Origin of the sequence: Enterobacter cloacae complex sp. P12RS, from assembly GCF_014895875.1 — a bacterium.
Lineage (GTDB): Bacteria > Pseudomonadota > Gammaproteobacteria > Enterobacterales > Enterobacteriaceae > Enterobacter > Enterobacter bugandensis.
The window spans coordinates 35,220-61,137 of the sequence record NZ_JADBQO010000039.1; the positions used below are offsets into that span (position 1 = coordinate 35,220).

The window sequence follows — 25,918 nt, forward strand, 5'->3', positions numbered from 1 at the left end:
ATGATTATATCAGCGTCGTGAGGGATGCCAACCGCGAAATTTCCACGTGCGGCAGAAGACGGCTGTCTGTTGCGGTCATCAGCTCCGCATTTTCTGGCTTGATCCAGCAGGCCTGCATGCCGCAGCGGATGGCACCGGCCACGTCTGTGGTCAGGTCATCGCCCACGTGCAGGATCTCACCCAGCGGCAGGTTAAGCTTCTCCGCTGCCAGATGGTACATGTCGCTGAACGGCTTCGCGCGCCCGTGCGGACCCGCGCGCAGCACGAATTCAAAATAATCGCTGAGGCCAAACAGCTCCGGCTGGGCATTGCCGTTGGTGATGGCCACCAGCGGCCACTTTTCGGCAAGCTTCGCCAGCGTGTCGTGGGTTTCCTGCGGCACGTCGATACGGCTGCGCCATTTGGCGAAGTTTTCCATTGCCGCTTCGGCACCGACGGCGGCATCCTGTGCGCTCAGACCCGCGTTCAGCATCGCCTGCTCAACCGCACGGCGACGCCATTCGGTCACGTCGTGGTAAATGTCCGGCTCGGTCTCCCGCAGCGACTGGCGCAGCTTCTGGAAATCCTTGTTTTGCATCGCTTTCAGCGCAGGATGGTAGTTCTGCACAAACGCCAGTGACTCTTGCTCGGTACGCAGGATCACCTCGCGGTTGTCATAAAGGGTGTCATCAAGGTCAAACGTCAGGGCTGAGATCTGACCGAGTGGGCGGTAAAAACGCATTATTTCCCCCGTTTGGCGCGTGGATGCGCCGCGTCATACACCGAGGCAAGGTGTTGGAAGTCTAAGTGGGTATAGATTTGAGTGGTCGACAGATTCGCGTGGCCAAGCAGTTCCTGTACGCCACGCAGATCGCCGCTCGATTCCAGCATGTGTGTCGCAAAGGAGTGGCGCAGCTTGTGGGGATGCACGTGGCTGTTCAGCCCCTGCTTGATGCCCCACTCCGCAAAGCGCTTCTGCACGTTACGCGCGGAGATCCGCTTGCCGAGCTTTGATAAAAACAGCGCATCCTCTTCCGCGCCAAACAGGCCGCGCAGATCCAGCCAGTGCTCAATCCAGGAGACGGCGTTGCGGCCAATCGGCAGGCGGCGCTCTTTGCTGCCCTTGCCCATCACCCACACTTCGCCGGATTCCAGATCGAGATGCTTTAAGTCGAGGTTCACCAGTTCGGAGAGACGCAGGCCCGCGCCGTACATCACCTCAAGCATCGCGCGGTCGCGCACGGCCAGCGGATCGTTTAGATCGATATCCAGCAGGCGGTTTACGTCGTCGACGCCAATATTTTTCGGCAGATGGCGCGGGGCTTTCGGCGTGGCGATCCCTTTTGCCGGGTTGGCTTTCAGGCCGCCCTGGCTGACCAGCCAGTCGAAAAAGCTGCGCAGGGCAGAGAGCCGGAGCGCAAGGCTCGCCGGGCTAAGATTTTTTTTACGGCTACGCACGACGAACCCGCGTACCGTGGCGGCGTCACATTGTTGCCAGCTTTTCAGGCCGATTTCTTCGGCAATCTGCATGATGGCATCAAGCTGACGCTGATAGTTAAGCAGCGTAATGGGGCTGAGCTGACGCTCAACGCCCAGATAGCGCAGAAACCGCGAGACGTCAGTGGCGAGCAGTCCGTCCGTCATACGCGCTCAATCCAGCGCTCCAGCAGCTCGGGCAGCATCAGGGCGATCTCCTGCAGCAGGTGCGTGGCTTGCCCCTGCTCATAGTGGTGCGCGTCGCGGCTGGTAAATAATATGACCCCCAGGTCGCCATCGCGCCCCATCAGCGACATCGCCACCGAGCCAATCGCTTTGGCTTCCGGTAACACCACCAGCAGTTCGGGTCCGTTCAGCGGCCCCAGATAGTGATGCTCATGACCCAGGCGCTGAATGCGCAGCGGCTCAAACGCCTGACGGCTGAGCGCCAGATGGGTAAAGCCGGACGGCGCGCCGATGCGCCAGCGGTCAGGAAACAGACGAATCGTTGCGCCCGCCAGCCCCAGCTCACGCGCCCAGCGGTGGAAGCGGCTGAGAAACTCTTCAAGGCTGTGCGCCGAGGCCAGACGCGCCTGCAGGTGCAGAAGGCGATAGAACAGGCTTTCGTTGGTGCTGGCCTGCTCCATCAGCAGCGTCATGTTCTCTTCAAGCTGGTTGATGTGGTTACGCGCGCGCGCCATGTGCCATTCGACCAGCGACACGGTCCCGCGAACCGGATGCGGCACGCGCATTCGTTCGACGACGCGTGCATTGCGAATAAAAAACTCAGGATTGTTCAGCAGATAATCAACAACAGCGCTATCGTCCAGTTCCGTCACTGTTTCCTGCAGTTCTTCCCCTGGTTGTTTCATAGATGGATAAACCCGTCATAAACATGTGTCGCCGGGCCAGTCATGTACAGTGGATGACCCGCTCCTTTCCAGGCGATATCAAGACGCCCGCCCGGTAATTCCACGCGAACCTCTTCTGCCAGTAACCCCTGGGAGATACCGACGGCCACCGCCGCACAGGCGCCGCTTCCGCAGGCCTGGGTTTCGCCCGCGCCGCGCTCGTAAACCCGCAGACGGATGTGTTCACGCTTCACCACCTGCATAAAGCCGATGTTCGCCCGCTCCGGGAACCGCTCGTGGCTCTCCAGCACCGGACCGAGCGTTTCGACCGCCGCGGTTTCCACGTCATCCACCTGAATCACGCAGTGCGGGTTACCCATCGAGACAACGCCGCACAATACTGTCTGCTCGGCCGCCCGCATAATATAGGTCTTTTCCGCTTTGTTTGCGCGAAACGGCACGGCGGAAGGCTCGAAGTTAGGCTCGCCCATATTGACGCGCACCAGCTCATCGTCGGTAACGCTGAGCACCATACGACCGTTGGCGGTACTGACGCGGATATCGCGCTTATTGGTGAGCCCTTTCAGGCGGACAAAGCGGGCGAAACAGCGCGCGCCATTGCCGCACTGGTTAACCTCACTGCCGTCAGCGTTGAAAATACGGTAGTGGAAATCGAGGTCAGGATCGTAGGGCGGCTCAACCACCAGCAGCTGATCGAACCCCACGCCCACGTGCCGATCCGCCAGGCGGCGGATCAGTTCCGGGGAGAAAAACACATTCTGCGTTACCGCGTCGACGACCATAAAATCGTTGCCAAGGCCATGCATTTTAGAGAACTGCATCATTTGCTCCATTGCGCGGGTACAGAACGTTGTCGTCAGAGGTTAACCTGAGTCGGACCGCCGTTATCGCCACGATCGTTAGTCTTTGGCGTGGAAGACTCGATGCCGCTGTTAACCGGTTTTGTCGGCGGCGGCGCGGTTTTATCCGCAGGCGGGAAGTAGAGTGGTCCCTTCAGTCCGCAGCCGGTCAGGCTAAACAGCGTGATGAGAACGGCAAGCGTTCGGAAAGCGTTTTTCATTATAAAGTTGCCCGTAAGTTCAAATCTGTTTCTATCATCGCAGGAGAAGACACAAAAGCAAGAGTTTGCCGCTTTCCTGCAACGGGAATTATTTAGCGTTATACTGCCGCCATCACGAAAAACAGGAACAAAACCATGAACGACAGTGAATTCCATCGCCTTGCCGACACCCTGTGGATGACCATCGAAGAACGTATCGACGACTGGGACGGCGACAGCGATATCGATTGTGAAATCAACGGCGGCATTCTGACCCTGAGCTTCGAAAACGGCAGCAAAATTATTATTAACCGTCAGGAGCCGCTTCACCAGGTGTGGCTGGCGGCCAAACAGGGCGGCTATCACTTTGATTTGAAGGGTGACGAGTGGGTTTGCGATCGCAGCGGCGAAACGTTCTGGGATCTGCTGGAACAGGCGGCGACCGCGCAGGCGGGCGAGGACGTGAGTTTCAGGTAGTTTTGTTGCCCGGTGGCGGCTACGCCTTACCGGGCGAAAAGCCTCAGGAAAAATACTGCTGCAACAGCGGTGCGGTATCCTGATTCGCAGGCGCCGCAGGGGTAATTGCCTGCGTACGGAACGGGATCACCTGCGCTCGGCCATCCACGTTCACAATCTGGTAGAACTGCGGTAGGTTGAAGTTGATAAAGCTGGAACCGTAGGTGAAACGGTCATGCGAGGAAGAGTAGAAGCGGCTGACGTCGCGCACCAGCTCCTCTTTGCTGCCTTCACAGTGGTGATACACCTCGGCGCGGTTGGTCTCATCCAGAATGTAGATGTTGAACCCGGCATCGTCGCCCGACTCTTCAAAGAAGAACTGAATAATCCCTTCACTGGCAAAGCCATCCACCACCTGCGGCAGCTTGACGTGGTTGGTTTCCACCTGAACCGACAGGCCGTGCAGCTTGTTGTGTGAAATCGCGCCGTAGAACTCGATAGCGTTTTCCAGCTTCTGCACCGACACGTTCAGACGCTCGAAGAACAGGCCCCACGTCTGCCCGGAGACGCGCAGCGCTTTAAAGCGCCCGGTTTCCTGGCGGGTGCTGGAGAGACGCAGTTCGATGCATTCAGACACCAGCTGCTGCACGCGGGTACGAATTAAACCGCGAAGGTGCTGGCTGTAGCAGAACACTTCGACGCTGTCCGGCGGTGCGGCATCCTGGTGCATCTTGCCGAGAATGGTTTTCAGCGCTTCAATCATCGCCTGCTCGCCGTTGAAGTGCAGGGTACGCACTTCGTTCCACGAGTTGCGGTACAGCAGGTCTACGCTGCCCACCAGGCAGTTTTGCTGCTCGCCAAAGCTGAAGACGTCCAGCTTGCGGAAGTCAAAATGGACCACCTGATTGCGGAAGGCCGCCGTCGGGTCGTACTCCAGGTTGACGATGATCGCCAGGTGACGGATCTCGCACGGGCTGTAGAGCGCTTTTGGTGTGGGGGCAGGCAGACGCAGCGGGAAGTGGTGCGAGACATCCGCCACCATCTCCTGCAGCTTGGCTAAATCGACAACCTCATTGCCCTTGATAAACAGGCGCGTGCGCGAGGTCAGCAGGCCGTTAAACCAGGCCCACGCCACCAGCTTGTTCAGATAGCGGTTATATTCCAGCGGCTGATGGCTGATAATCGAATCCATGCTTGGCGCACGGTTGTACAGATACCACCCGGTGCGGTTTGCGCGGCCCGGCGGCACATAGATAAAGGTCAGGTTCGGTTCTGACAGGTCAGGCGAAATCTGCGGGTTAACCAGCGTCACTTTACCCGGCAGCGCTTCAAACGCGGCGTACAGCTTGCGGGTCAACACCCCGATATCCTGCGGGCTGGCGGAGACGCTAAGGTTATTGCGGCGCGCAAAGCGGATCAGGTTACGGTAGCTTTGCATCATCGCGTCGAGCAGTTCGTTGTGCGCTTCACGCACCTGATCGATCTTCCAGTTGGCGCGGTTATCAAGCATGGACAGACGCGCTTCGTCCCATCCCCACTCTTTTACTAACTGACTGACCACTTCACGACGCCAGCCCACGCAGGCGCGCTCGCGGCTCAACTTCTCACAGACTTTGAGATAGAAACATCGACGCACCAGGTCAAGACGCGTGGTGTCATCAATGGCTTTCAGGTATTCGGTTACGCGCTCCAGCATCATGCAGTAGGCGTCGAGCCCGTAGGAGACAATCTCGCCATCGTGCAGGCGCTGCTTGATATCTTTCGCCAGCAGGCGCGGCGTAGGGTATTCCCACGAGTAGGCTTCCAGCAGCAGCGTTTTCAGCACCGCTTTGTACGGTGAATCAATGCTCTTGTAGAGCTGCCAGAGGCTTGCGCCAAAGTACTCTTCGGCGGACAGGGAGCTGAGGCCGCCCAGATCCAGCCATTCGTTTGGCGTCAGTACGCCCTGCGCGTAAAGCGACATGACGTAGTCGTCGTAATGCTCTTCTTCTTCGCACGGGACCATATTCCACAGAATACGCTTCCCGGCCAGGCGAACGGCAGTACGGTAAAATTCATCCAGCAACAGGATGTGCTGAGTCGAGCCGCAGTCCTCACCACCCAGACTGCCGCTTTCATTATGGCGGAAACGGTTTTCATCAATCAGGAAGAAGCTCACTTCCACGCCAAGCGAGGCCGCCCAGCTTTCCAGCAGGCTGCATTTACGCTGCAGCAGCTGGCGCTCTTCGTTATCGAGCCAGGATTGATGGCAGACCCAGATATCCAGGTCCGAAGAACAGCTCTGCCCTACCGATGAGGTGCTCCCCATCGAGTAAACGCCGGTAATCGGCAGTTCACCTTTCGGAGAAACCTGAGGCGGCATGCCGCGGTAGAGTTCCAGCTCGTTCAAATAATGCTGTTGGGTTTCATCAGGCGTGAAGAGGCAAATGCCCTGGGGAACGTTACCATCAAGGTAGCCAGGCATCAGCGGGTGGTGATAGTGCAATAATGTCGGCAGCAGACTGTATACCTGCTGGAAAGCAGGGCCCATGGCAGCAAGCGCGCGATCCACACGCAGTTGATTTATGGCATCCAGTCTCTGTTTCAGAGTCTCAATATAGAGGTACAAGACGTATCGCCTGATGTTTCCGGGTGTCGTAAGCTATTCAAAACACGAATAACAGCGAGCCCGCAGTATTTCAAAAAGATAACCGTTACCCTTTTTTCGCCCTTGTCATTATGGTGGTACCGACGAAAAAATGGTCTAAAACGTGATCAATTTAACACCTTGCCGGTTGACCGTAAAGAAAGATGCGCTACATACAAGTGTAGCACCGTTCTGTACGTGTAAATTCCTGAATACGGCTATGGCTGACGAATACGCCGCCTTGTCCCTCTCACGCTTCATCAACCGTAAAACTGCCATCCCAGAGTCAACAATGTTAGGATGGTTAGCGATTGATAATGACGGTAACAAGCATGTTAGACAATGTTTTGAGAATTGCCACACGCCAAAGCCCTCTCGCGCTCTGGCAGGCACATTATGTTAAGCAGCGCCTTGAAGCCTGCCACAGTGGATTGCGCGTCGAGCTGGTGCCGATGGTCACGCGCGGTGACGTGATTCTGGATACGCCGCTGGCGAAAGTGGGCGGCAAGGGCCTGTTTGTCAAAGAGCTGGAACTGGCATTGCTTGAGAACCGCGCCGATATCGCCGTACATTCGATGAAAGACGTGCCCGTCGAGTTCCCGGAAGGGCTGGGGCTGGTGACCATCTGCGAGCGCGAAGATCCGCGTGACGCGTTTGTCTCGAACCACTATGACTCGCTCGACGCGCTGCCGGCGGGTAGCGTGGTTGGCACGTCCAGTTTACGCCGTCAGTGTCAGCTGGCGGAGCGTCGTCCTGACCTTATCATCCGCTCGCTGCGCGGTAACGTTGGCACGCGTCTGGGCAAGCTGGATAACGGCGATTACGATGCCATTATTCTTGCCGTTGCAGGCCTGAAGCGCCTGGGGCTGGAGGAACGCATTCGCGTGGCGTTGCCGCCAGAGCTGTCGCTGCCGGCCGTCGGCCAGGGCGCCGTCGGCATTGAGTGCCGTCTGGACGATGCGCGCACCCGCGAGCTGCTCGCTCCGCTGAACCATGACGAGACCGCAACCCGCGTAAAAGCCGAGCGGGCGATGAATACTCGCCTCGAAGGCGGGTGTCAGGTGCCGATTGGCAGCTATGCTGAATTAACAGACGGTGAACTGTGGCTGCGTGCGCTGGTGGGCGCGCCGGACGGTTCACAGATGGTGCGCGGCGAACGTCGCGGCAAGCCGCAGGATGCCGAAGCGCTTGGCGTGTCGCTGGCGGAAGAGCTGCTGAATAACGGCGCGCGTGAAATTCTGGCCGAGGTCTATAACGGAGAACCCCCTGCATGAGTATTCTTGTCACCCGCCCTTCTCCCGCAGGAGAGCAGTTAGTGAGCCGTCTGCGCGCACTGGGGCAGGTGGCCTGGAGTTTTCCGCTCATTGAATTCTCCCCCGGTCGGGAGCTTTCTGCGCTCGCCGACCAGATGAATACCCTGCAGGAAGGCGACCTGCTGTTTGCGCTATCGCAGCATGCCGTGGAATTTGCCCATGCGCAGCTGCAACAGGCGGGGACACGCTGGCCGACCGCTCCGCGCTATTTCGCTATCGGCAGAACCACCGCGCTGGCCTTACATACCGTGAGTGGAACAGACGTTCGCTACCCGTTGGATCGGGAAATCAGCGAAGTCTTGCTACAATTACCTGAATTACAAACTATTGCCGGAAAGCGCGCGCTCATTTTGCGCGGCAACGGTGGCCGCGAACTACTGGGTGAAACGCTGCGGGAACGCGGGGCTGACGTCACGTTTGTTGAGTGCTACCAGCGCTGTGCGAAACACTACGACGGTGCTGAAGAGGCGATGCGCTGGCACGCGCGCGGTATTAATACGCTGGTGGTCACCAGCGGTGAAATGTTACAACAGCTTTGGTCGCTGATACCGCGTTGGTATCGCGAAAACTGGTTACTCCGCTGTCGGCTTCTGGTCGTCAGTGAGCGTCTGGCGAACCTCGCCCGGGAACTGGGCTGGCAGGATATTCGGATCGCTGATAACGCCGACAACGATGCGCTGCTGCGCGCATTACAATAACTCTCAAATGGGAAGCCATAATGACGGAACACGAAAAATCCTCCGCCGTGGTTGAAGAGACCAGGGAGACTGTGGAGACAACGCCACAGCCAGAGACGACTGAGAAAACCGCTGAGAAGAAAAACGGCAGCAATAAAACCAGCCTCGCGCTGAGCGCGATTGCCATCGCCATTGCGCTGGCAGCAGGCGTCGGCCTGTATGGTCTGGTAAAGCAACAGAGTGCTAACCAGACGGCCACCAGCGATACGCTGGTCAATCAGCTTACCTCCCTGCAAAAAGCGCAGGAAACGCAGAAAACCGAGCTGGAAGCGGTGATTAAGCAGCAGGCCGCCGCGCTTGCCGAGGCGAACAGCAAACAGGAAGAGCTGACCAAACAGCTGGGCGAAGTACAGCAGAAAGTCGCCACGATCTCCGGCACCGATGCCAAAACCTGGCTGCTCTCGCAGGCCGATTTCCTCGTCAAACTCGCCGGGCGTAAGCTGTGGAGCGATCAGGACGTGACCACCGCCGCCGCGCTGCTGAAAAGCGCCGATGCGAGCCTGGCCGACATGAACGACCCGAGCCTCATTACCGCGCGCCGTGCGATTACCGAAGATATCGCCAGCCTCTCCGCCGTTTCACAGGTGGATTACGACGGCATTATCCTCAAGGTGAACCAGCTTTCGAATCAAATAGATAACCTGCAGTTGGCGGATAACAATGACGACGACTCCCCGATGGACTCTGACGGTACCGAGCTGTCCAGCTCCCTGAGCGAATGGCGCATAAACCTGCAGAAAAGCTGGCAGAACTTTATGGACAGCTTCATCACCATCCGCCGTCGCGATGAAACCGCCGTACCGCTGTTAGCGCCGAATCAGGATATCTATCTGCGCGAAAACATCCGTTCCCGCCTGCTGGTCGCGGCGCAGGCCGTGCCGCGCCATCAGGAAGAAACGTACAAACAGGCGCTGGATAACGTCTCGACGTGGGTACGCGCCTACTACAACACCGATGATGCAACGACCACCGCCTTCCTCGAAGATATCGACAAGCTGAGCCAGCAGAACATCACCATGAACGTGCCGGATAAACTGGCCAGCCAGCCGATTCTGGAGAAGCTGATGCAGACGCGCGTGCGTAACCTGCTGGCGCAGCCGGGCGTTCCGGCCGGGCAGACCGGCACAGCGGCGGCACCAGCGCCTGAAAGCGCGCCACAGGGAGAGTAATGATGCTAAAAGTCCTTTTACTCTTCATCCTGCTGATCGCCGGGATCGTCCTGGGCCCGATGCTTGCGGGTCATCAGGGATACGTCCTGATCCAGACCGATAACTACAACATTGAAACCAGCGTAACGGGTCTGGCGATCGTTCTGATCCTCGGCGTCGTGGTCCTGCTTGCCGTTGAATGGATCCTGCGCCGTATTTTCCGCACCGGTGCCCATACCCGCGGCTGGTTCGTTGGCCGTAAGCGCCGCCGCGCCCGTAAGCAAACGGAACAGGCACTGCTAAAGCTGGCCGAAGGCGATTACCAGCAGGTTGAAAAGCTGATGTCGAAAAACGCCGATCACGCGGAACAGCCGGTGGTGAACTATCTTCTGGCCGCCGAAGCGGCGCAGCAGCGCGGTGATGAAGCCCGCGCTAACCAGCATCTGGAACGCGCGTCAGAACTGGCGTCTGGCGACCCGATCCCAGTGGAAATTACCCGCGTCCGCCTGCAGCTCGCGCGCAATGAGAACCACGCGGCGCGCCACGGCATTGACCGTCTGCTGGAAATCGCACCGCGTCATCCGGAAGTCCTGCGCCTTGCGGAGCAGGCCTATATTCGTACCGGAGCGTGGGGCTCGTTGCTGGACATCATTCCGTCGATGGCGAAGGCCGAGGTGGGTGATGATGAACATCGTGATGAACTTCAGCGTCTGGCATGGATTGGCCTGATGGATCAGGCGCGCGCCGACCTGGGCAGCGAAGGCCTGAAAACCTGGTGGAAGAATCAGAGCCGGAAAACGCGCCAGCAGGTCCCCCTGCAGGTGGCCATGGCGGAACATCTTATTGAATGTGACGATCATGACACCGCCCAGGAGATCCTTCTCGACGGCCTGAAGCGCCAGTACGACGATCGCCTGGTCATGGTGATCCCGCGCCTGAAAACCAATAACCCTGAGCAGGTCGAAAAAGTGCTGCGCCAGCAGATCAAAACCGTCGGTGACCGTCCGCTGCTGTGGAGTACCCTGGGCCAGTCGCTGATGAAGCACGGCGAATGGCAAGAGGCGAGCCTGGCCTTCCGTGCGGCACTGAAACAGCGTCCGGACGCGTTTGACTACGCGTGGCTTGCCGATACGCTGGACAAACAGCATAAGCCAGAAGAGGCGGCCGCTATGCGGCGCGATGGGCTGTTGCTGACGCTGCAAAATAACGGTAACCCGCAATAAATAAAAAAGGAGGCCAGACGGCCTCCTTTTTTTATCGCCTTTCTCCTGCTACATTCTTTACACCCACATCTGCAAACGAACCCGCCAATGTAACGATGTCTTTTCATTAACCTTTTTTCACACACGCGCACTTTCTGCAGCGTGGATTAAATCGTTTTTGAAAGGAAATCTTCATGAACTCGCTTTTGTATGCGCTTATTGAAGCGCTGCGCTGCCACCGCTGGCTGCGCCTGCTTGCCTGTGCTTTTATCTTTTCTTCGCTGGGAAATGGTTTAACCCAGGTCGTGGTCTTTGGTTTACTGTTAGCGTGGTCGGCCCCGCCCGCCCTGCTCACCCTCGCTTTTCTTTTCGCAACGGTTCCGGGATTCATCGGCAGCGCGATCGGCGAAAAGCTGTGCTCGCGCTATTCTCCAGTATTCCTGCTGATACTGACCGAGGGGCTGGGATTGCTCGCCCTACTCTTCCCCCTGCTCGGTGCGGGTTATCACAGCATTGCCTCGCTACTCGCCGTGCAATCCACCGAAGCGCTGCTCAGCGGGATGAGCTGGCCCGCGCTGACATTGCTCTTTAAACGCGGACTTAGCGAAACAGAGCTGCCTGCTGCAACCTGTCTGGAAAATGTGATTTTTGCTTCTCAGGTGTTATTAGGTACTGGACTCGGCGTAGTGCTATTCAAGCAGACCTCCGTGTTTACCTTACTGGCTATTGATGCCGCCAGTTTTCTCGGGTCGCTGCTGCTGCTGTGGCTGGCTGGGCGGCGGTTTTCTGCGCCATTGCTACCTCTCGCCGGTGAAGAGGCAGCCCCCGCGCCACTGCGCTGGCGGACGTTGACCGTTCGGCAAAAGCGCAGCCTGCTCATTTTGCCGGCGCTGGCGGCCGTCGGCTCACCGGCTATGGCGCTACTTCCGGCCCTGGCGCAGCAGCTCCATCCTCAGGATGCGGCGGGCCTTGCTCTGCCTCTGCTTTTCGCAAGGAGCATGGGGCAACTTTGCGGCCCCATGCTGCTAAAAAAAGAGAGCCTGACGCGCTTTGCCGTCCACACGCCGCGAATCATCGTTTGTCTCGGTATTTTTCTTGCCGCTTATGGAATGCTGCCGTTGTTGTCCGGGTGGATGGCATGTGCGCTGGGGATGATCTTTATCGCGCATCTGGCCTCAAACGTTCTCTTCGCAGCCGGCACGTTTAGCGTACTCAGCAGTTTTCATATCACGCAAACCGCGTCAGCCAGCGGTAAAGCCTGGCGCTGGCAAACGCTCAGCGCCTCGCTTTTCACCGGCATTACAGCGATAGTGGCTGTTGGGCTTGGCTCAGTGCTGGCGCTCTATACGGTCTCGTCAGCCGCCCTGCTATTGGTCGCCCTGATCATGCGTGGGTATCGGGAATAAGACATAAAAAAACGCCTGCTATAAAAGCAGGCGTTAAAACAGGTCTGTAAGACAACATATTTGGTGCTTCACTCAACGTTATGTCCATGGTGTCTGATGAGGCCGAAGCGACATCTGTCAGTGGACGATAAGCACCGTAAATGGCTCTGCGTCATTCCTGAGTTTATGAGGCACTAAGGCGAACATAAGAGATGGAATGAGCATCTACGCGTATATTATTGCACGTAACGTGCCAGATTTACACGCAGAACTTTTACATGGCGCAACATTTTAAGATAAAAGGAAATTCTGCTGTTAAGTAGCCTCTGAAGCTTCATAGCGTATCGACAAAAGCAGAAATATGTCGCCAGGAAGAGACAGTAAATCCCATAAATAATTATTTAACTTATTTTCAATGACTTGCATGTCACTGAATCGCGACAATGATAAAGGGTATTCTCTGGAGATAACGACAGGGGAGAAAACTTACAGAAAACAAAAAACCCCGCCGAAGCGGGGTTCAAAATTGGTCGGCGAGAGAGGATTCGAACCTCCGACCCACTGGTCCCAAACCAGTTGCGCTACCAAGCTGCGCTACTCGCCGATGTACTGCTTTTTTGAATTTTTAGTTCAATTCATTTAAAAAGTCGTGGTGCGAGGGGGGGGACTCGAACCCCCACATCCGTAAGGACACTAACACCTGAAGCTAGCGCGTCTACCAATTCCGCCACCTTCGCAATTCACAACTCTTTCAATAATGGGGTGGCTAATGGGATTCGAACCCACGACAACTGGAATCACAATCCAGGGCTCTACCAACTGAGCTATAGCCACCACTGTATTCTTTCACGCGGTACTGACTACTTCTCAGACCACCGCAGCTCTAGCGCCGGGAACTAAAATGGCGCGCCCGACAGGATTCGAACCTGAGACCTCTGCCTCCGGAGGGCAGCGCTCTATCCAGCTGAGCTACGGGCGCTTAGCGCCGTTGCGGGGCTGGATATTACGTACCTCCGTCCCCGCTGTCTAGTGCTTTTTTGAAAAAAATGCGCGTTTGGTTATGGTTTGCACATTTTGCCGCTTATTCCTCCACTTTCTGCGTAGTGGCACGGCGACCCAGGCCAAAAAGCTTATACGCGGCCGTCACTGCCGCCAGGAAGATCAGCCCGACAAACAGCGACATGCGGGTATCTTCATTAAAGTACATTCCAATTAATACGCAAATCAGGAACGCCATCGTCAAATAGTTCGCATACGGGAAAAGGATCGAGCGGAACGGATGGCTGGCGATCGCTTTTTTATGCGCATGGCGAAAACGCAGCTGGCTGATGAGGATAACAAACCACGGCACCATGCCCGGCAGCACGCTGGCGCTGTAGACGTAAACAAACACGCGCTGCGGATTAGGGATGATGTAATTCAGGCAGGAGCCAATCAGCAGGATGACAATGGAGACCGCGACGCCCGCTACCGGCACGCCAGCACGCGATACTTTACTCATTGCCGCAGGCAGCTGGTTATTTTTCGAGAGCGCGTAGAGCATACGGCCACAGCTGTACATCCCGCTGTTACAGCCTGAAAGCGCTGCCGTCAGGACCACAAAGTTGATGATACCCGCTGCTGCTGTAATCCCAATCTTCGCAAAGGTTAATACGAACGGGCTCCCCGTCGTGCCGATTTCGTTCCACGGGAAGATGGTCACAATAACGAAGATTGCGCCCACGTAGAAAATCAGGATGCGCCACAGCACTTTGCCCACCGCGCTACGCAGCGTAACCTGCGGGTTTTTCGCTTCCCCGGCGGTAATCCCGATCAGCTCCACGCCCTGATACGAGGCCACAACAATACACAGCGCCGTCAGGAAGCCCTTCCAGCCGCCGGCGAAGAAGCCGCCGTGTTCAGTCAGGTTGCCAAAGCCGATGGCGTGTCCGCCGTTGCCAAAGCCATAGAAAATCACGCCCAGGCCAATAACAATCATCACGATGATGGTGGTTACTTTGATCATCGCAAACCAGAACTCGATTTCACCGTAAAGGCGCACGGCGGCCAGGTTTGCCAGCGCCACCAGCCCCACGGCAATGAGTGCCGGTATCCACTGGACCATGTCCGGGAACCAGAACTGGACATAAACCCCTATGGCGGTGATTTCAGAGATGCCCACCGCCATCCACATAAACCAGTATGACCAGGCCGTCAGGTAGCCGAAGAACGGGCTCATATAACGGTGTGCGTAAACGGCGAAGGAACCGGTCACCGGCTCCAGAAAGAGCATTTCGCCCATTGAGCGCATGATGAAGAAAACAAACAGCCCGGCGATGATATACGCCAGTAATACGGAAGGGCCTGCCCATTTGAGGGTGCTTGCGGAGCCCATAAACAGGCCAACGCCGATAGTGCCGCCCAGCGCTATCAGTTCGATATGACGAGCTTCCAGCCCACGCTGTAGCTCCGGTTGTTTCTCTGCCATAGATCCTCGATTGTGTTTGCTGTTTCCCGGCTTAATACCGGTTATTGTTTTTTAGGGGTACTAAAATACGGTGCGAATGGTTTCTTAAAATCGGCCAAATGGCAAACGATGCATTAAAAAAATGAATGCATTGCACAAATTATCAGCAGCTTTGCAGGTGAGTTGCAGCGCGAACAGCATATCGCGCTACATTTTGATTACATTTTACCGGTATAGTGCCAGGTGAGGTAGCGAAGCAGTCGAATCTGTCGTTTAATGCGGGTGGGTTGGGAGAGCAGGCGGTAGAGCCACTCCAGCCCCATATTTTGCCAAATCTTCGGCGCGCGCTTCACGTGGCCGGTAAAGACATCGTAGGTGCCGCCGACGCCCATATAAAGCGCATCCGGGCAGACCAGACGGCAGTCGCGCATCAGGATCTCCTGGCGCGGGGACCCCATCGCCACGGTGACGATTTTTGCCCCGCTGTCGCGCACGCGGGCAAACAAAGCCTGCTGGTCTTCAGGCTTGAAGTAACCATTCTGGCTGCCAACGATATTAACATTCCATTGACGACGCAGTTTCTCTTCGGTCTCGGCCAGCACCTCAGGCTTACCGCCAATCAGGAACACCGGCGTACCCTCCGCGCCAGCGCGGGCCATAAGCTGCTCCCAGAGATCGGCACCCGCCACGCGAGATACATTAGCGTCAGGATATTTTTTACGGATAGAGCGGACCACGCTGATACCGTCCGCGTATTTAAATTCAGCCGCTTCTATCAGGCTTTTGACTTCGGCGTTATCTTCCACCGCCAGCATCTTTTCCGCATTGATAGCGACCAGCGTACCGGATTTCATCTGCCCGTCGGCGAATAGAAAATCCAGCGCGTGCTGCATGTCGCGCCAGCCAATCAGCTGCAAACCACGAAGCGCATAGCGCGGTGCAGAAGTTTTATCAGTCATTACTTTCCCTACTCAGACTTGCGACAGCGTTGTGCTGCCCTGTGGCTCACGCTTGTGCACAAGCCCTGCGCTGTCGAACAGCCAGTACAACAGTTTGGCCAGTAACAGGCAGATGCCAAAAACGACCATGAAGAACACCACGCGCGAAACGAACGAGTCCAGCCCCTCGCGCGCCAGAACGATCATATTGAAAATGGCACCAAAGCAGAAACTGTGCAAAATGGCCGCTTTATAGCGGTTGGTCTCTTCGTTACCGCGCACGTAAAGCCAGTCAAACCACTTAATAATCAACCCTACGACAAACGCGCCCGGCAGGATAAACCAGCCTCCCCCCATCACCACCAGGGAACCAATCAAGGTTGGCGAGATCGCCAGGCCCGAATGGTTGTTCAGCACTTCCCAGGTAAAATAGTTCGCGGTATTGAGTACTACGCCAGGGCGGTCCGGCCACAGCCAGCTCGGGATAAAGACGTAGAAATCGCGCACAATCGGCGCCAGCCCCTGGAAATCAATCTTGTCGTAGTTTTGCAGCAACAATGCCAGGTTTTCCCACGGCGAGAAGGTGTCGCGCGTCAGGTAGAGGAACGTGTAAAACGCCTCGTCGCCCGCCACGTTCATCCCGTAGCGCTTCAGCGCCAGCCAGAACATCCCCACAATGCCAAATACCCCTGCCGCAACCAGCATCCACAGCGAGATCCAGCCGCGGATGATGCCGATGAAGAGGAAGATAGCGAAAGCGATGATAATGTTGGCACGCGTACCGCCCACGATCATGTAGGTCAGGATACCGAACGCAACCGTACTGACCAGGAAGAACAGCCATGCCTTGCTGTCCTGGCGAAGGAAGAAGATCACCAGCATCGCCGGGATGAAGAAATAGAAGAATCGCTTAAGCGCCACGCCTGAGACTTCAGCCGAAAAAATCTGGCTGTAGGAGTGGAGCTTAAACAGCAGGAAGCCGTTATGCATGAAGAAGATGCCGACGCTGACCAGGGCGATGGTCATGAGCATCACCCACGTCAGATGGGTCTCCACCCGGTTCATGGTAAAGAACGCCCGACGCGGGGCAGCGGCCTGCGCTGGTCGCAGACGCGTTTTATAGGTGACGTAGTAAACACCATAGAAGCAGGTCGCCGCCAGCAGGGCCTGGAGAAGAATTTCCGGCGGCGCGACGCTCACGTCAAAACGGAAGACCAGAATGCTGGTCAGCGGGAAGCCGAAAAAGAAGGTCAGCAGAAACAGCAACGAGAAGAACACGTTAAAGTTGAAGCGCACCCGGCGGAACTCAAACCAGGTGAGCGTGGCGATAAATAGCGTGCTCAGAAGCCAGACAACCAGTAAGCCGCTAAACTGCAACTGACTCATGCGTTGTCTCCTGAAGCGATACGCAGCGCGCGGTGCCACGGCGTGAGGTAATTCGGGCTGAAAAAGTCGATGCTATTTTTATCCACCAGCGTGAGCTGGCGTTGTGCTTCACGTACCACTTCGACATTCAGCGCGTCTGAGGTGAACAACACCGGAATATGCTGCTCGGCCATGTCCTGCCAGAACGGGTTTTCACGATTAAGCACGCACGGTACACCCGCCTGAATCAGCAGACACAGCGTACCAATCCCCTGCTGGCGAGCAAAGATGAAATAGCCCAGATCGCATTTTCGCAGCAGCGCAAGATAGTCATCAAACTCCAGCTTTTCGCTGAGAATGTGCAGATTTTCTTCGCTGAATAACGCACGCCCCTGCTGGCGAACCTCATCAATGTAGGCGTCGTTGTTGGCCGGATAACCCATCGGCACCACCACGTTCACCGTGTCGCCAAACTGCTGGTGTACCGCCCGGAGCGCGGCGACATGTTCGTTACTGCGGTCGCCGGAATTCCCCACCAGCACCGTCAGCTTGCCTTCGCGAACCGCGTCATTCGCCATGGTGTTCAGCGCCGGATCCATACGGGTTGGGAAATAGAGTAGCTCACCGCGCACGTTAGGGTGCTGCTTCGCAAAATAATTCAGATCGCCACGGGTGGCAAAAACGCGGCCCACCCTTCCCTGCGCCATGCGACGCAGCGGATAGAAAAGACGGAATTTCCAGCCGCGCGAGACTTCGTAGAGATCGGCTCCCCAGATATGCCAGCTGCACTGGGAGGGTTTAATTCCCCCGCTGAGCAGAGCCAGCCACAGGCCGGTATTGAACTGCCCGTGGAAAAAGAAACGTTGCTCACGATCCGCTTTGGCTTTGGCAATAACCGCCTTCGCCAGGGTAGCTTTATCCGGCCAGAAGGTGATTGTCAGCGCCGGAAACGCCGCGCTCAGGCCATTATCCTGACCTGCAACCATAAACTCGCGCGCATCAGGATTGCCCGATGCCAGCTCGTCGTTGAAGAACCGCAAAACGGTCTGGTTATGGTGTGGGATATCCGATCCCAGGATGTGAATCAGTGCAGTCATGCGCGTTTACGCCACAATAAAAATACGCCGCAGCAGGCAGCGAAATAAACGATATAGGTTGCCATGTAGGCCTGAGCCGCCCCCAGCGCACCGTGCGCGGGTATCAGCCAGTGCGAAAATGCTGTCAGCAATGCAAACTGGCTAACCTCCGCGAGGATATACAGCCGCAGCGAGGCTTTCGCAATCACCAGATAGCCGAAAACGTAAGCACCCACTTTCAGCACATCACCCACCAGTTGCCAGGCAAAAAGATCGCGCATGGCGGTAAACTTCGCCGAGAACAGCAGCCAGATGGCGACATCACGCAATAACCAGACGGTCAAACTGGCCGCCGCCACTGCGGGTAATACAAAACGCAGGGAGCGGAAAATTTCGCGGGTAATATCCTGCCTGGACGTCAGACGCGATAAGGTTGGCAGCAAATAAACGCTAAAGGAAGCCGTTATAAACTGGAGGTAAGCATCGGAAATACTGCTTACGCCCTGCCAGATCCCTACCTCATCCCAGCTGTAATGCGCCGCCAGCAGGTTTCGCATCATCACGTAGGCCACCGGCAGCGTGACGGAAGTAATGAGCGCCATCAGGGTAAACTTACCCAGCTGGCTGGCAAGCACCTTATCCCATTGCGGTTTCAGGTAGCTCAGAGGGATAACGCCCTGGCGCATCAGCATGAACGCCGCAGGCACAACAACCAGTGCGGGAACCAGCGCCAGCCCAAGCAGTGCGCCTTCATAGCCACCCAGGCGGTAGCAGAAATAATAGGCAATCACGCCGATGACGCTACCCAGGATGAGCGCAAGCGCGTTTCCGGCAGCATCGCGAAAACCTTTCATCAGCGCCAGCAGCAGGTTGGCCCAGGCAATGCCCATCTGGACCAGCGCGACCAGACGCACGAGCCCCTGATAATGGGTGTGCCCGAACAATCCCTGGCTAATGGACGCCGCGGCCAGCAGAAACACAATCGCCAGCAGGGTCGAAAAGCCCGTGACCATTGCCGACGCGGTGCCCACTACCCTGCGAAGCTGAGCCGCATCATCATGATACTGGGCAACGTATTTGGTCACGCCGTTGAAGATTCCGGCACCGGCCAGCACCCCAAGGACGGTAACAAGCTGGCGGAAGTTGCCCGCCAGCCCGACGCCTGAGGGGCCGAATGAGACGGCCAGCAGCTTGACGACCAGCAGTCCGGCACCAATTTTTACAAGCGTGGACGCGGCGGTCCACACCGATGCTTTTGCCAGAGACATATCAGCCGAAATAGCTCAGAAGGGTATTGATCACCGTACGCTGGTTAACTGGCGCGAGGTTGAAGAACAGTGGCAGGCGAAGCAAACGCTCACTTTCTTTCGTGGTGTAACGGTCTTCACCTGCGAACATCCCAAACGCTTCGCCCGCCGGGCTGGAGTGCAGCGGAATATAGTGAAAGACCGCCATAATTTCGGCTTCTTTAAGCCAGGCGATGAGCTGGCTGCGATCGTCGTTATCGCGCAGCTTGATGTAAAACATGTGGGCGTTGTGAACGCAATCGGCCGGAATGGTTGGCAGCTCAATACGTCCGGCTTTTGCCAGCGGCTCAAGCGCATCGTAATAGGTTTGCCACAGGGACAGGCGCTGGAGATTAATTCGCTCTGCCGCTTCCAGCTGTGCCCACAGGTACGCTGCCTGCAGGTCGGCCATCAGATAGCTTGAGCCGATATCGCGCCAGGTGTACTTATCAACCTGACCGCGGAAGAATTGGCTGCGGTTGGTGCCTTTTTCACGGATCACTTCCGCACGCTCAACCAGGGCACGATCGTTAATCAACGTCGCACCGCCTTCGCCACCCGCCGTATAGTTTTTCGTTTCGTGGAAGCTGAAGCAGCCGATGTGGCCGATAGTGCCCAGCGCGCGCCCCTTGTAGGTGGACATCACGCCCTGCGCGGCATCTTCTACCACAAACAGGTTGTGCTTTTTGGCGATTGCCATGATGGTGTCCATTTCACAGGCCACGCCCGCGTAGTGAACCGGCACAATCGCACGCGTTTTGTCGGTGATCGCCGCTTCAATCAGCGTCTCATCAATGTTCATGGTGTCCGGGCGGATATCCACAAAGACGATTTTCGCTCCGCGCAGGACAAATGCATTCGCGGTAGAGACGAAGGTATAGCTCGGCATGATCACTTCATCACCGGGCTGGATATCCAGCAGCAGGGCCGCCATTTCCAGCGATGCCGTGCAGGACGGGGTCAGCAGCACTTTAGCACTGCGAAAACGCTGCTCCATCCACTGCTGACAGCGACGGGTAAAACCGCCGTCACCGCAGAGTTTGCCGCTGCCCATGGCAGACTGCATATAGTCGAGCTCGGTTCCCACGACGGGTGGTGCGTTAAATGGAATCATCTTGTCACCTGTATAACCAGTAGGCGGTGGCGTCGATGTTGGCACCACTCGCAATATAACGTTTAAGCGCGGCGGTGTTGCCCACCTGGGTCGCCACCCGCAGCGTCTCAACCTGCTGCAGCTGCGCCCAGTGCAGCGCCGCCTGCATGAGTTTCTCCCCCATGCCGCGCCCGGCTAATAAGCCAATACGCGCCTCGCGCTCGTTAAGCTTGCGCAGCGAGACAAATCCTTGGATCTGGCCGTTCGCTGCACGGAAAATCAGGCAGACGTGGTCAAAGGTACCTTTGACCGCATTCTCTACCCACTGGGCATAGAAACGTCCGCTATCGTCAGGCGCATACCAGGGCGTGCGAAAGCGGCTCTGCGCAAACGCTCGGGCCGCCATCTGGCGCAGCACAGGAATGTCCTGTTCCGTTGCAATTTCCGCGCCGGACGCATCGTGCCGGGTAAGGGTGATGGAAAGGTCTACCTCGCCTTCAACCAGTTGAAAACCATGTTGCTGGAGCGCGTCAAGCAGGTCGGCACGGTCCGCCGGGATCTTAGCCTGTACGCGCTGCCAGGCGCTGAAGTCAGCGTCCTGCAAAGCTGGCGCATTCTCGCGCCAGCGGACGATCGCCGAGGGGCGAGCAAAAAAAGCGCTTTCCCACTCAAGGGATTCCAGCACGCCGTGAAGTTTACTCAACGCCAGACGCCTTTGGTATCAACCACATACTGTTGACGCACCGCGTCACCGGACGTCGCTTTAAATTCTTTATGGTCCACCAGCAGCACCAGCACATCCGCTGTCGCCAGCGCGTCATCCAGCGCCGTCAGCGTGCAGTGCCCCGCCAGTTTTGCCGGCAGTTCATGAATATTTGGCTCGACCACCAGCGTTTCGCCCTTATGCCATTCGGCAATCATCTCAGCAATTTCCATCGCCGGGCTTTCGCGCAGATCGTCAATATTGGGTTTAAATGCCAGACCAAAGCAGGCAATTTTCAGCTCGCTGGCGCGCTTGCCGCTCTCTGCCAGACAATCCGCTACCGTCGCTTTAACCTGGTTGAGCACCCAGTGAGGTTTGCTATCGTTCACTTCACGCGCGGTGCGAATCAGACGCGCCTGCGCCGGGTTCTGCGCCACAATAAACCACGGATCGACGGCGATACAGTGACCGCCTACCCCTGGGCCAGGCTGGAGAATGTTGACGCGCGGATGTCGATTCGCCAGGCGGATTAACTCCCAGACGTTAATCCCCTGATCGGCACAGATCAGCGACAGTTCGTTTGCGAAGGCGATGTTAACGTCACGGAAGCTGTTTTCCGTCAGCTTGCACATCTCGGCGGTGCGGGAGTTGGTTACCACGCATTCGCCTTCAAGGAAAATCTTGTACAGCGCGCTGGCGCGTTCAGAACAGACCGGCGTCATGCCGCCTATCACCCGGTCGTTTTTAATCAGTTCGACCATCACCTGCCCCGGCAGCACGCGCTCCGGGCAGTAGGCGATGTTGATATCCGCCTGCTCACCGGCCTGCTGCGGGAAGCGTAAATCAGGACGCGCATCGGCCAGCCACTGCGCCATCTGCTCGGTAGCGCCGACGGGAGAAGTCGACTCCAGAATTACCAGCGCCCCTTTCTTCAGCACGGGGGCAATAGATTTTGCCGCCGCCTCGACGTAGACCATATCGGGCTCGTGGTCGCCTTTAAAGGGCGTTGGAACGGCAATCAGGTAGGCATCCGCTTCCACTGGCGTCGTGCTGGCGCGCAGGAAGCCGCCATCAACCGCCTCTTTCACCACGCGGTCAAGATCGGGCTCCACAATATGAATTTCGCCACGATTAATGGTTTCTACCGCACGTGCGTTGATATCCACACCAACAACCTGCTTTTGACGGGAGGCGAATGCCGCCGCAGTAGGCAGGCCAATGTAGCCAAGACCAATGACAGAGATGGTAGTAAAACTCATAGCGATACCCGATTGTGTTTAAGTGCTTGCAAGATACGGCCACAAGCCTGCCCGTCTCCGTAGGGATTGTGGGCCCGGCTCATCGCCTGATACGCTTCATCGTCGTGCAGAAGGCGCGTGACCTCTTCGACGATGAGCTGTGCGTTGGTGCCGACAAGACGCACTGTCCCGGCTTTAACCGCTTCCGGACGTTCAGTGGTTTCACGCATCACCAGCACCGGCTTGCCAAGAGAGGGCGCTTCTTCCTGAATCCCACCGGAATCGGTGAGGATCAGCCAGGCGTGGTTCATCAACCAGACAAACGGCATGTAGTCCTGCGGTTCAATCAGCAGGACGTTTTCGACGTGGCCCAGGATGCGGTTGACCGGCTCGCTGACGTTAGGGTTAAGGTGTACCGGATAGACAATTTGCACATCGTCGTTCTGCGCGGCGATTTCAGCCAGCGCGTGACAGATTTGCTCAAAGCCCCGACCAAAGCTTTCGCGACGGTGGCCAGTGACCAGAATGGTTTTTTTGCCGTTATTCAGGAAAGGATAGCGGGCAGCGAGTTCTTTCTGCAGATCGCTGTTTGCCAGCACGCGGTCGCGTACCCAAATCAACGCGTCAATGACCGTATTGCCGGTCACAAAGATCTTGTTATCGGCGACATTTTCACGCAGCAGATTCTGGCGAGAGTTCTCGGTTGGCGCAAAGTGATACATCGCCAGATGCCCGGTAAGCGTACGGTTGGCCTCTTCCGGCCATGGAGAATAAAGATTGCCGGTGCGCAGACCCGCTTCAACATGGCCGACGGGAATACGCTGGTAAAACGCGGCCAGGCTTGTTGCCATCGTCGTCGTGGTATCCCCGTGCACCAGCACGACGTCGGGCTTGAATGACTCCAGGATCGGCTTGAGATCCTGCAGAATGCGGCAGGTTATTTCCGTCAATCCCTGTCCCGGCTTCATAATATTAAGGTCGTAATCCGGGACGATGGAAAAGAGGGTTAGGACCTGATCGAGCATCTCACGGTGCTGGGCCGTGACGCAGACCTTCGCTTCAATATCAGGATCGCTGGCCAGCGCATGAACCAGAGGCGCCATCTTAATGGCCTCCGGCCTGGTGCCAAATACGGTAAGTACTTTCACATCGATTCTCTTCGATTAGGCGATGAAGGCCGCAGCCTTCATCGTAAACGGCGTTCTTAGTTTGTACGACGACGCGTTAACGCCACGCCAGCACCAACGAGTGCACCCACAATACCCCACATGATCATCAGGAATGCGCGGCGCGGACTGTCGCGTTTTACAGGTTCTTCAGGCGTTCTCAAATAACGATAGGTCTGAAAACGCGGGTCCAGGGAGGGACCGACATTAAGCGTGTTAAGCATCGCGCGATTTTGGTCGTAATCGAGGTCAAAATCAGGCCCAACGGCCTGCAGGTTTTCCAGACGCGCCTGCAGCATTGGGCGACCAAGAAGGAACATTTCAGAATCAGGCAATTCATCAGCCGGAACATCCGTCTCAGTGCGGGAAATGTTGTGCTGTTCCGCAATTTTCAGCGCCTGCTGAATGTTATGCACGCGGCGCGCAAAAATGGCGTTTGCCACCTCTTCCTGACGTTTGACCTGCGCCTTCATTTGGATAGTGCGGGCTGCCCAGGCGCCTTTAAGCTCTTCATTCAGATGGCTGGCGGCACGCTGGCTGGCAAACGCGACGTACTGGCGCAACAGGTTGTTTGCATCCGGCGCGGTTTCGGCAATCAGCTTGACGCTGTCGTTGACGTTACGCAGCACGTCGCCTGGCATGAACTGAATATTGTTAATCAGATCGTCCAGCAGCGCGGCATCGGCTTTGGTGTTATCAACCCGACGCTGCTTAAAGTAATCTGTCTGGGACCAGAAATCGCGGCGCGTATCCCACGAGGCCAGCTGCATCACAAACTCTTTGTAGGCCTCATCCATAACGGAAGCCTGGTCCGGGGTGGCAAGGCTGGCTTTAATATCCAGGTTTCGCAGGAACTGCTGCTGGGAGTAGTATCCTCCGAGCATGTTAACCGTGGGTCTGTCCGTGATTGCCGTGGCGCTCCACTCCTGTTTTGCAAAGAACGTGTAGGCTAGCGCTAACAGTGCAAACCCCAGCGCGATCCCCACAATCCAAAGTTTGCCTGCCCATAACACGCGAAACAAACCCCGAATGTCCAGTTCATTCTCTGTTACCACTGATTTCGCTCCCGCCAACGGTTGAGTCATCATAGTCCCGGTTTTACTTAGTTAATGTTGTGTTTTTGCTACTGTTACGTCGCATCCTGCGCTTAATACGTTTAATGAATCGCGCCACCTTCCATGCGCGCTTAATGCAGTAGCCGTAGAGAGAAAATGCTAGCAAGAACAATACCAACATGGCCCACTCAGGCACAAAGTGCGTATATTCCGCCGTCACGCCAATCCCCGCTAGAATAGCAGCCGCCAGCGTAATAAGCACAAATGCCTGCCGGGAAGTGAATCCGGCTCGCATGATCAAATGATGAATGTGCTGACGGTCAGCAGAGAATGGACTCATTCCTTTACGCAGGCGGCGATACATAATCGCAACCATATCCATTAAGGGGATGGCAATAATCCATAGCGCCGTTACCGGGCTGATGGGATGCACATCGCCCTGAGTAGTTTCCAGCAAGATCCAAATGACGGTAAAGCCGATAAGCGTGCTACCCGCATCGCCCATGAAGACTTTATAGCGTCGGCCCAATGCGCCGAGATTTAACAGGATATAAGGCAGGATGGCAGCAATCATGGCGAAACACCACATAGCAAGGCTATATTGCCCATCGAACCATAAAATGAAACCAATGGCGGCAAATGAGACGCAGGACAGGCCACCAAGCAAACCATCAATACCGTCAACCATGTTGAACGCGTTAATCGCCACCCACACGGCAAAAAGTGTCAGGAAATAGCCGAATGGGCCGAGTTCCATCTCCCAGGCCCCGAAAATATAGCCCAGGCTACTCAGGTGCAACTTAGCAAACACCATCATTGCAATAGCGACAGCTGCCTGAACGAAAGCGCGGATTTTGACGCTGATGTCGTATCTATCGTCCAGCGCACCAATCACAACAAGAACTGTTGAGCATATGAGATAAAGCCTGGCATGCGGAATATAGTAATCTGCAATAGCAAAAGTGAAGCAGATCCCCGCAAAAACAGAGATGCCACCGACCAGAGGGATCATGCCTTGATGACGTTTACGGAAGTTGGGTTTATCCACTAAGCCCAGATATTTTGCAACCTTACGTGCCAGAAACAAAAAGCAGGTGGTAAACAAGAAAATACTGGTTAGTTCAGTAAACGTATCAAGTAGGTTCACAATGGATGTTCTCAACAAATGTTAGTCAAGGAAGTATAACCATCAAGGGGCCGCGCCTGAAGTTATAAAGCAAACCTCTTACAATTCCATTTGTTTATTATTCAAGCTATTAATGTTTTTACTGTGCGAATTATCTTATTGTCGCACTGACCGGTCAAAATTGGGAGTAGGC

At 56.3% G+C, this 25,918-nt stretch carries 23 protein-coding genes and 4 tRNA genes; 6 read left to right on the forward strand and 21 right to left on the reverse strand.

Annotated features, from left to right (window positions below; translation table 11 throughout):
• Positions 1 to 4 precede the first annotated feature (4 nt).
• The 5 genes from yigB to IM284_RS19015 are packed head-to-tail and all read right to left on the reverse strand — an operon-like array spanning position 5 to position 3,387.
• Positions 5 to 721 carry a 5-amino-6-(5-phospho-D-ribitylamino)uracil phosphatase YigB gene (yigB, locus tag IM284_RS18995; protein WP_028014792.1) on the reverse strand — a complete coding sequence of 239 codons (717 nt, stop codon included), beginning with the start codon at positions 719 to 721 and terminating at the stop codon, positions 5 to 7.
• Complete coding sequence (gene xerC, locus IM284_RS19000) at positions 721 to 1,623, reverse strand: tyrosine recombinase XerC (RefSeq protein WP_047366703.1); 903 nt, start codon at positions 1,621 to 1,623, stop codon at positions 721 to 723. Before xerC ends, yigB begins: the two co-directional genes overlap by 1 nt.
• Entirely contained in the window at positions 1,620 to 2,327 is a 708-nt protein-coding gene (locus IM284_RS19005; protein ID WP_045260992.1) for a DUF484 domain-containing protein, read from the reverse strand. The genes xerC and IM284_RS19005 overlap by 4 nt, the downstream gene beginning before the upstream one ends.
• Complete coding sequence (dapF, locus tag IM284_RS19010) at positions 2,324 to 3,148, reverse strand: diaminopimelate epimerase (protein ID WP_041911831.1); 825 nt, start codon at positions 3,146 to 3,148, stop codon at positions 2,324 to 2,326. The genes IM284_RS19005 and dapF overlap by 4 nt, the downstream gene beginning before the upstream one ends.
• Positions 3,149 to 3,183: 35 nt before the next feature.
• Positions 3,184 to 3,387, reverse strand: coding sequence for a lipoprotein (locus tag IM284_RS19015; protein WP_041911830.1), 204 nt, complete (start codon positions 3,385 to 3,387; stop codon positions 3,184 to 3,186).
• A 135-nt stretch (positions 3,388 to 3,522) separates the two neighbouring features.
• Between IM284_RS19015 and cyaY the strand changes: the two genes are divergently transcribed.
• Positions 3,523 to 3,843, forward strand: a complete 321-nt coding sequence (gene cyaY / locus IM284_RS19020) for an iron donor protein CyaY (protein ID WP_003860816.1) — start codon at positions 3,523 to 3,525, stop codon at positions 3,841 to 3,843.
• A 43-nt stretch (positions 3,844 to 3,886) separates the two neighbouring features.
• Here the strand turns inward: cyaY and cyaA are convergent, their stop codons facing one another.
• The gene (cyaA, locus tag IM284_RS19025; protein ID WP_028014798.1) at positions 3,887 to 6,430 is read right to left on the reverse strand and encodes a class I adenylate cyclase; all 2,544 of its coding nucleotides are present in this window, start codon (positions 6,428 to 6,430) and stop codon (positions 3,887 to 3,889) included.
• Positions 6,431 to 6,780: 350 nt separating this feature from the next.
• Here cyaA and hemC point away from each other — a divergent pair, with 350 nt between their 5' ends.
• The 5 genes from hemC to IM284_RS19050 all read left to right on the forward strand — a co-directional run bounded on the left by hemC (position 6,781) and on the right by IM284_RS19050 (position 12,254).
• The gene (gene hemC / locus IM284_RS19030) at positions 6,781 to 7,722 is read left to right on the forward strand and encodes a hydroxymethylbilane synthase (protein ID WP_032644935.1); all 942 of its coding nucleotides are present in this window, start codon (positions 6,781 to 6,783) and stop codon (positions 7,720 to 7,722) included.
• Positions 7,719 to 8,459 carry a uroporphyrinogen-III synthase gene (gene hemD / locus IM284_RS19035; RefSeq protein ID WP_045631336.1) on the forward strand — a complete coding sequence of 247 codons (741 nt, stop codon included), beginning with the start codon at positions 7,719 to 7,721 and terminating at the stop codon, positions 8,457 to 8,459. Before hemC ends, hemD begins: the two co-directional genes overlap by 4 nt.
• Before the next feature lie 20 nt (positions 8,460 to 8,479).
• Positions 8,480 to 9,667 (forward strand): uroporphyrinogen-III C-methyltransferase, encoded by a 1,188-nt coding sequence (hemX, locus tag IM284_RS19040; RefSeq protein ID WP_041911826.1) that lies wholly within the window; start codon positions 8,480 to 8,482, stop codon positions 9,665 to 9,667.
• A 2-nt stretch (positions 9,668 to 9,669) separates the two neighbouring features.
• Complete coding sequence (gene hemY, locus IM284_RS19045) at positions 9,670 to 10,869, forward strand: protoheme IX biogenesis protein HemY (RefSeq protein WP_028014802.1); 1,200 nt, start codon at positions 9,670 to 9,672, stop codon at positions 10,867 to 10,869.
• 173 nt (positions 10,870 to 11,042) lie between these two features.
• Complete coding sequence (locus tag IM284_RS19050) at positions 11,043 to 12,254, forward strand: MFS transporter (RefSeq protein ID WP_193055868.1); 1,212 nt, start codon at positions 11,043 to 11,045, stop codon at positions 12,252 to 12,254.
• Positions 12,255 to 12,760: 506 nt separating this feature from the next.
• On the opposite strand, the gene IM284_RS19055 is transcribed toward IM284_RS19050, so the two are convergent.
• The 15 genes from IM284_RS19055 to wecA all read right to left on the reverse strand — a co-directional run bounded on the left by IM284_RS19055 (position 12,761) and on the right by wecA (position 25,746).
• Positions 12,761 to 12,837, reverse strand: a tRNA-Pro gene (locus tag IM284_RS19055).
• Positions 12,838 to 12,883: 46 nt separating this feature from the next.
• Positions 12,884 to 12,970: transfer RNA gene (locus tag IM284_RS19060), tRNA-Leu, on the reverse strand.
• Positions 12,971 to 12,991: 21 nt separating this feature from the next.
• Positions 12,992 to 13,067, reverse strand: a tRNA-His gene (locus IM284_RS19065).
• Between the two features lie 68 nt (positions 13,068 to 13,135).
• Positions 13,136 to 13,212 (reverse strand) — tRNA-Arg (locus IM284_RS19070).
• A gap of 102 nt (positions 13,213 to 13,314) precedes the next feature.
• Complete coding sequence (locus tag IM284_RS19075) at positions 13,315 to 14,700, reverse strand: amino acid permease (protein ID WP_041911824.1); 1,386 nt, start codon at positions 14,698 to 14,700, stop codon at positions 13,315 to 13,317.
• A gap of 197 nt (positions 14,701 to 14,897) precedes the next feature.
• The gene (gene wecG / locus IM284_RS19080) at positions 14,898 to 15,638 is read right to left on the reverse strand and encodes a lipopolysaccharide N-acetylmannosaminouronosyltransferase (RefSeq protein ID WP_045631338.1); all 741 of its coding nucleotides are present in this window, start codon (positions 15,636 to 15,638) and stop codon (positions 14,898 to 14,900) included.
• A gap of 12 nt (positions 15,639 to 15,650) precedes the next feature.
• A complete protein-coding gene (gene wzyE / locus IM284_RS19085; protein WP_047366701.1) occupies positions 15,651 to 17,003 on the reverse strand; it encodes an ECA oligosaccharide polymerase in 1,353 nt (450 codons plus the stop codon).
• On the reverse strand, positions 17,000 to 18,079 hold the full coding sequence (locus IM284_RS19090) for a TDP-N-acetylfucosamine:lipid II N-acetylfucosaminyltransferase (RefSeq protein ID WP_047366700.1): 1,080 nt from the start codon (positions 18,077 to 18,079) through the stop codon (positions 17,000 to 17,002). The genes wzyE and IM284_RS19090 overlap by 4 nt, the downstream gene beginning before the upstream one ends.
• A complete protein-coding gene (gene wzxE, locus IM284_RS19095; RefSeq protein ID WP_047366699.1) occupies positions 18,076 to 19,326 on the reverse strand; it encodes a lipid III flippase WzxE in 1,251 nt (416 codons plus the stop codon). The genes IM284_RS19090 and wzxE overlap by 4 nt, the downstream gene beginning before the upstream one ends.
• A 1-nt stretch (position 19,327) precedes the next feature.
• Positions 19,328 to 20,458: a dTDP-4-amino-4,6-dideoxygalactose transaminase gene (rffA, locus tag IM284_RS19100; protein WP_041911819.1), complete on the reverse strand. Its 1,131-nt coding sequence runs from the start codon at positions 20,456 to 20,458 to the stop codon at positions 19,328 to 19,330.
• Between the two features lie 4 nt (positions 20,459 to 20,462).
• Positions 20,463 to 21,140 (reverse strand): dTDP-4-amino-4,6-dideoxy-D-galactose acyltransferase, encoded by a 678-nt coding sequence (rffC, locus tag IM284_RS19105; protein ID WP_047366698.1) that lies wholly within the window; start codon positions 21,138 to 21,140, stop codon positions 20,463 to 20,465.
• Positions 21,137 to 22,399, reverse strand: coding sequence for a UDP-N-acetyl-D-mannosamine dehydrogenase (gene wecC, locus IM284_RS19110; RefSeq protein ID WP_047366697.1), 1,263 nt, complete (start codon positions 22,397 to 22,399; stop codon positions 21,137 to 21,139). Before wecC ends, rffC begins: the two co-directional genes overlap by 4 nt.
• Complete coding sequence (wecB, locus tag IM284_RS19115; protein ID WP_065365838.1) at positions 22,396 to 23,526, reverse strand: non-hydrolyzing UDP-N-acetylglucosamine 2-epimerase; 1,131 nt, start codon at positions 23,524 to 23,526, stop codon at positions 22,396 to 22,398. The genes wecC and wecB overlap by 4 nt, the downstream gene beginning before the upstream one ends.
• Before the next feature lie 56 nt (positions 23,527 to 23,582).
• Entirely contained in the window at positions 23,583 to 24,629 is a 1,047-nt protein-coding gene (gene wzzE, locus IM284_RS19120) for an ECA polysaccharide chain length modulation protein (RefSeq protein WP_028014813.1), read from the reverse strand.
• A 13-nt stretch (positions 24,630 to 24,642) separates the two neighbouring features.
• Entirely contained in the window at positions 24,643 to 25,746 is a 1,104-nt protein-coding gene (gene wecA / locus IM284_RS19125; RefSeq protein WP_028014814.1) for a UDP-N-acetylglucosamine--undecaprenyl-phosphate N-acetylglucosaminephosphotransferase, read from the reverse strand.
• Positions 25,747 to 25,918 lie beyond the last annotated feature (172 nt).

Bases quoted from the DNA above. Each gene is read 5' to 3' on its own strand.
- wzyE (WP_047366701.1), bottom strand. From the start codon at position 17,003: ATGAGTCAGTTGCAGTTTAGCGGCTTACTGGTTGTCTGGCTTCTGAGC.
- wzzE (WP_028014813.1), bottom strand. From the start codon at position 24,629: ATGACTCAACCGTTGGCGGGAGCGAAATCAGTGGTAACAGAGAATGAA.
- hemC (WP_032644935.1), top strand. From the start codon at position 6,781: ATGTTAGACAATGTTTTGAGAATTGCCACACGCCAAAGCCCTCTCGCG.
- rffA (WP_041911819.1), bottom strand. From the start codon at position 20,458: ATGATTCCATTTAACGCACCACCCGTCGTGGGAACCGAGCTCGACTAT.
- wzxE (WP_047366699.1), bottom strand. From the start codon at position 19,326: ATGTCTCTGGCAAAAGCATCGGTGTGGACCGCCGCGTCCACGCTTGTA.
- IM284_RS19015 (WP_041911830.1), bottom strand. From the start codon at position 3,387: ATGAAAAACGCTTTCCGAACGCTTGCCGTTCTCATCACGCTGTTTAGC.
- IM284_RS19075 (WP_041911824.1), bottom strand. From the start codon at position 14,700: ATGGCAGAGAAACAACCGGAGCTACAGCGTGGGCTGGAAGCTCGTCAT.
- hemD (WP_045631336.1), top strand. From the start codon at position 7,719: ATGAGTATTCTTGTCACCCGCCCTTCTCCCGCAGGAGAGCAGTTAGTG.
- wecC (WP_047366697.1), bottom strand. From the start codon at position 22,399: ATGAGTTTTACTACCATCTCTGTCATTGGTCTTGGCTACATTGGCCTG.
- wecG (WP_045631338.1), bottom strand. From the start codon at position 15,638: ATGACTGATAAAACTTCTGCACCGCGCTATGCGCTTCGTGGTTTGCAG.
- IM284_RS19050 (WP_193055868.1), top strand. From the start codon at position 11,043: ATGAACTCGCTTTTGTATGCGCTTATTGAAGCGCTGCGCTGCCACCGC.
- cyaY (WP_003860816.1), top strand. From the start codon at position 3,523: ATGAACGACAGTGAATTCCATCGCCTTGCCGACACCCTGTGGATGACC.
- hemY (WP_028014802.1), top strand. From the start codon at position 9,670: ATGCTAAAAGTCCTTTTACTCTTCATCCTGCTGATCGCCGGGATCGTC.
- IM284_RS19005 (WP_045260992.1), bottom strand. From the start codon at position 2,327: ATGAAACAACCAGGGGAAGAACTGCAGGAAACAGTGACGGAACTGGAC.
- IM284_RS19090 (WP_047366700.1), bottom strand. From the start codon at position 18,079: ATGACTGCACTGATTCACATCCTGGGATCGGATATCCCACACCATAAC.
- hemX (WP_041911826.1), top strand. From the start codon at position 8,480: ATGACGGAACACGAAAAATCCTCCGCCGTGGTTGAAGAGACCAGGGAG.
- yigB (WP_028014792.1), bottom strand. From the start codon at position 721: ATGCGTTTTTACCGCCCACTCGGTCAGATCTCAGCCCTGACGTTTGAC.
- xerC (WP_047366703.1), bottom strand. From the start codon at position 1,623: ATGACGGACGGACTGCTCGCCACTGACGTCTCGCGGTTTCTGCGCTAT.
- dapF (WP_041911831.1), bottom strand. From the start codon at position 3,148: ATGCAGTTCTCTAAAATGCATGGCCTTGGCAACGATTTTATGGTCGTC.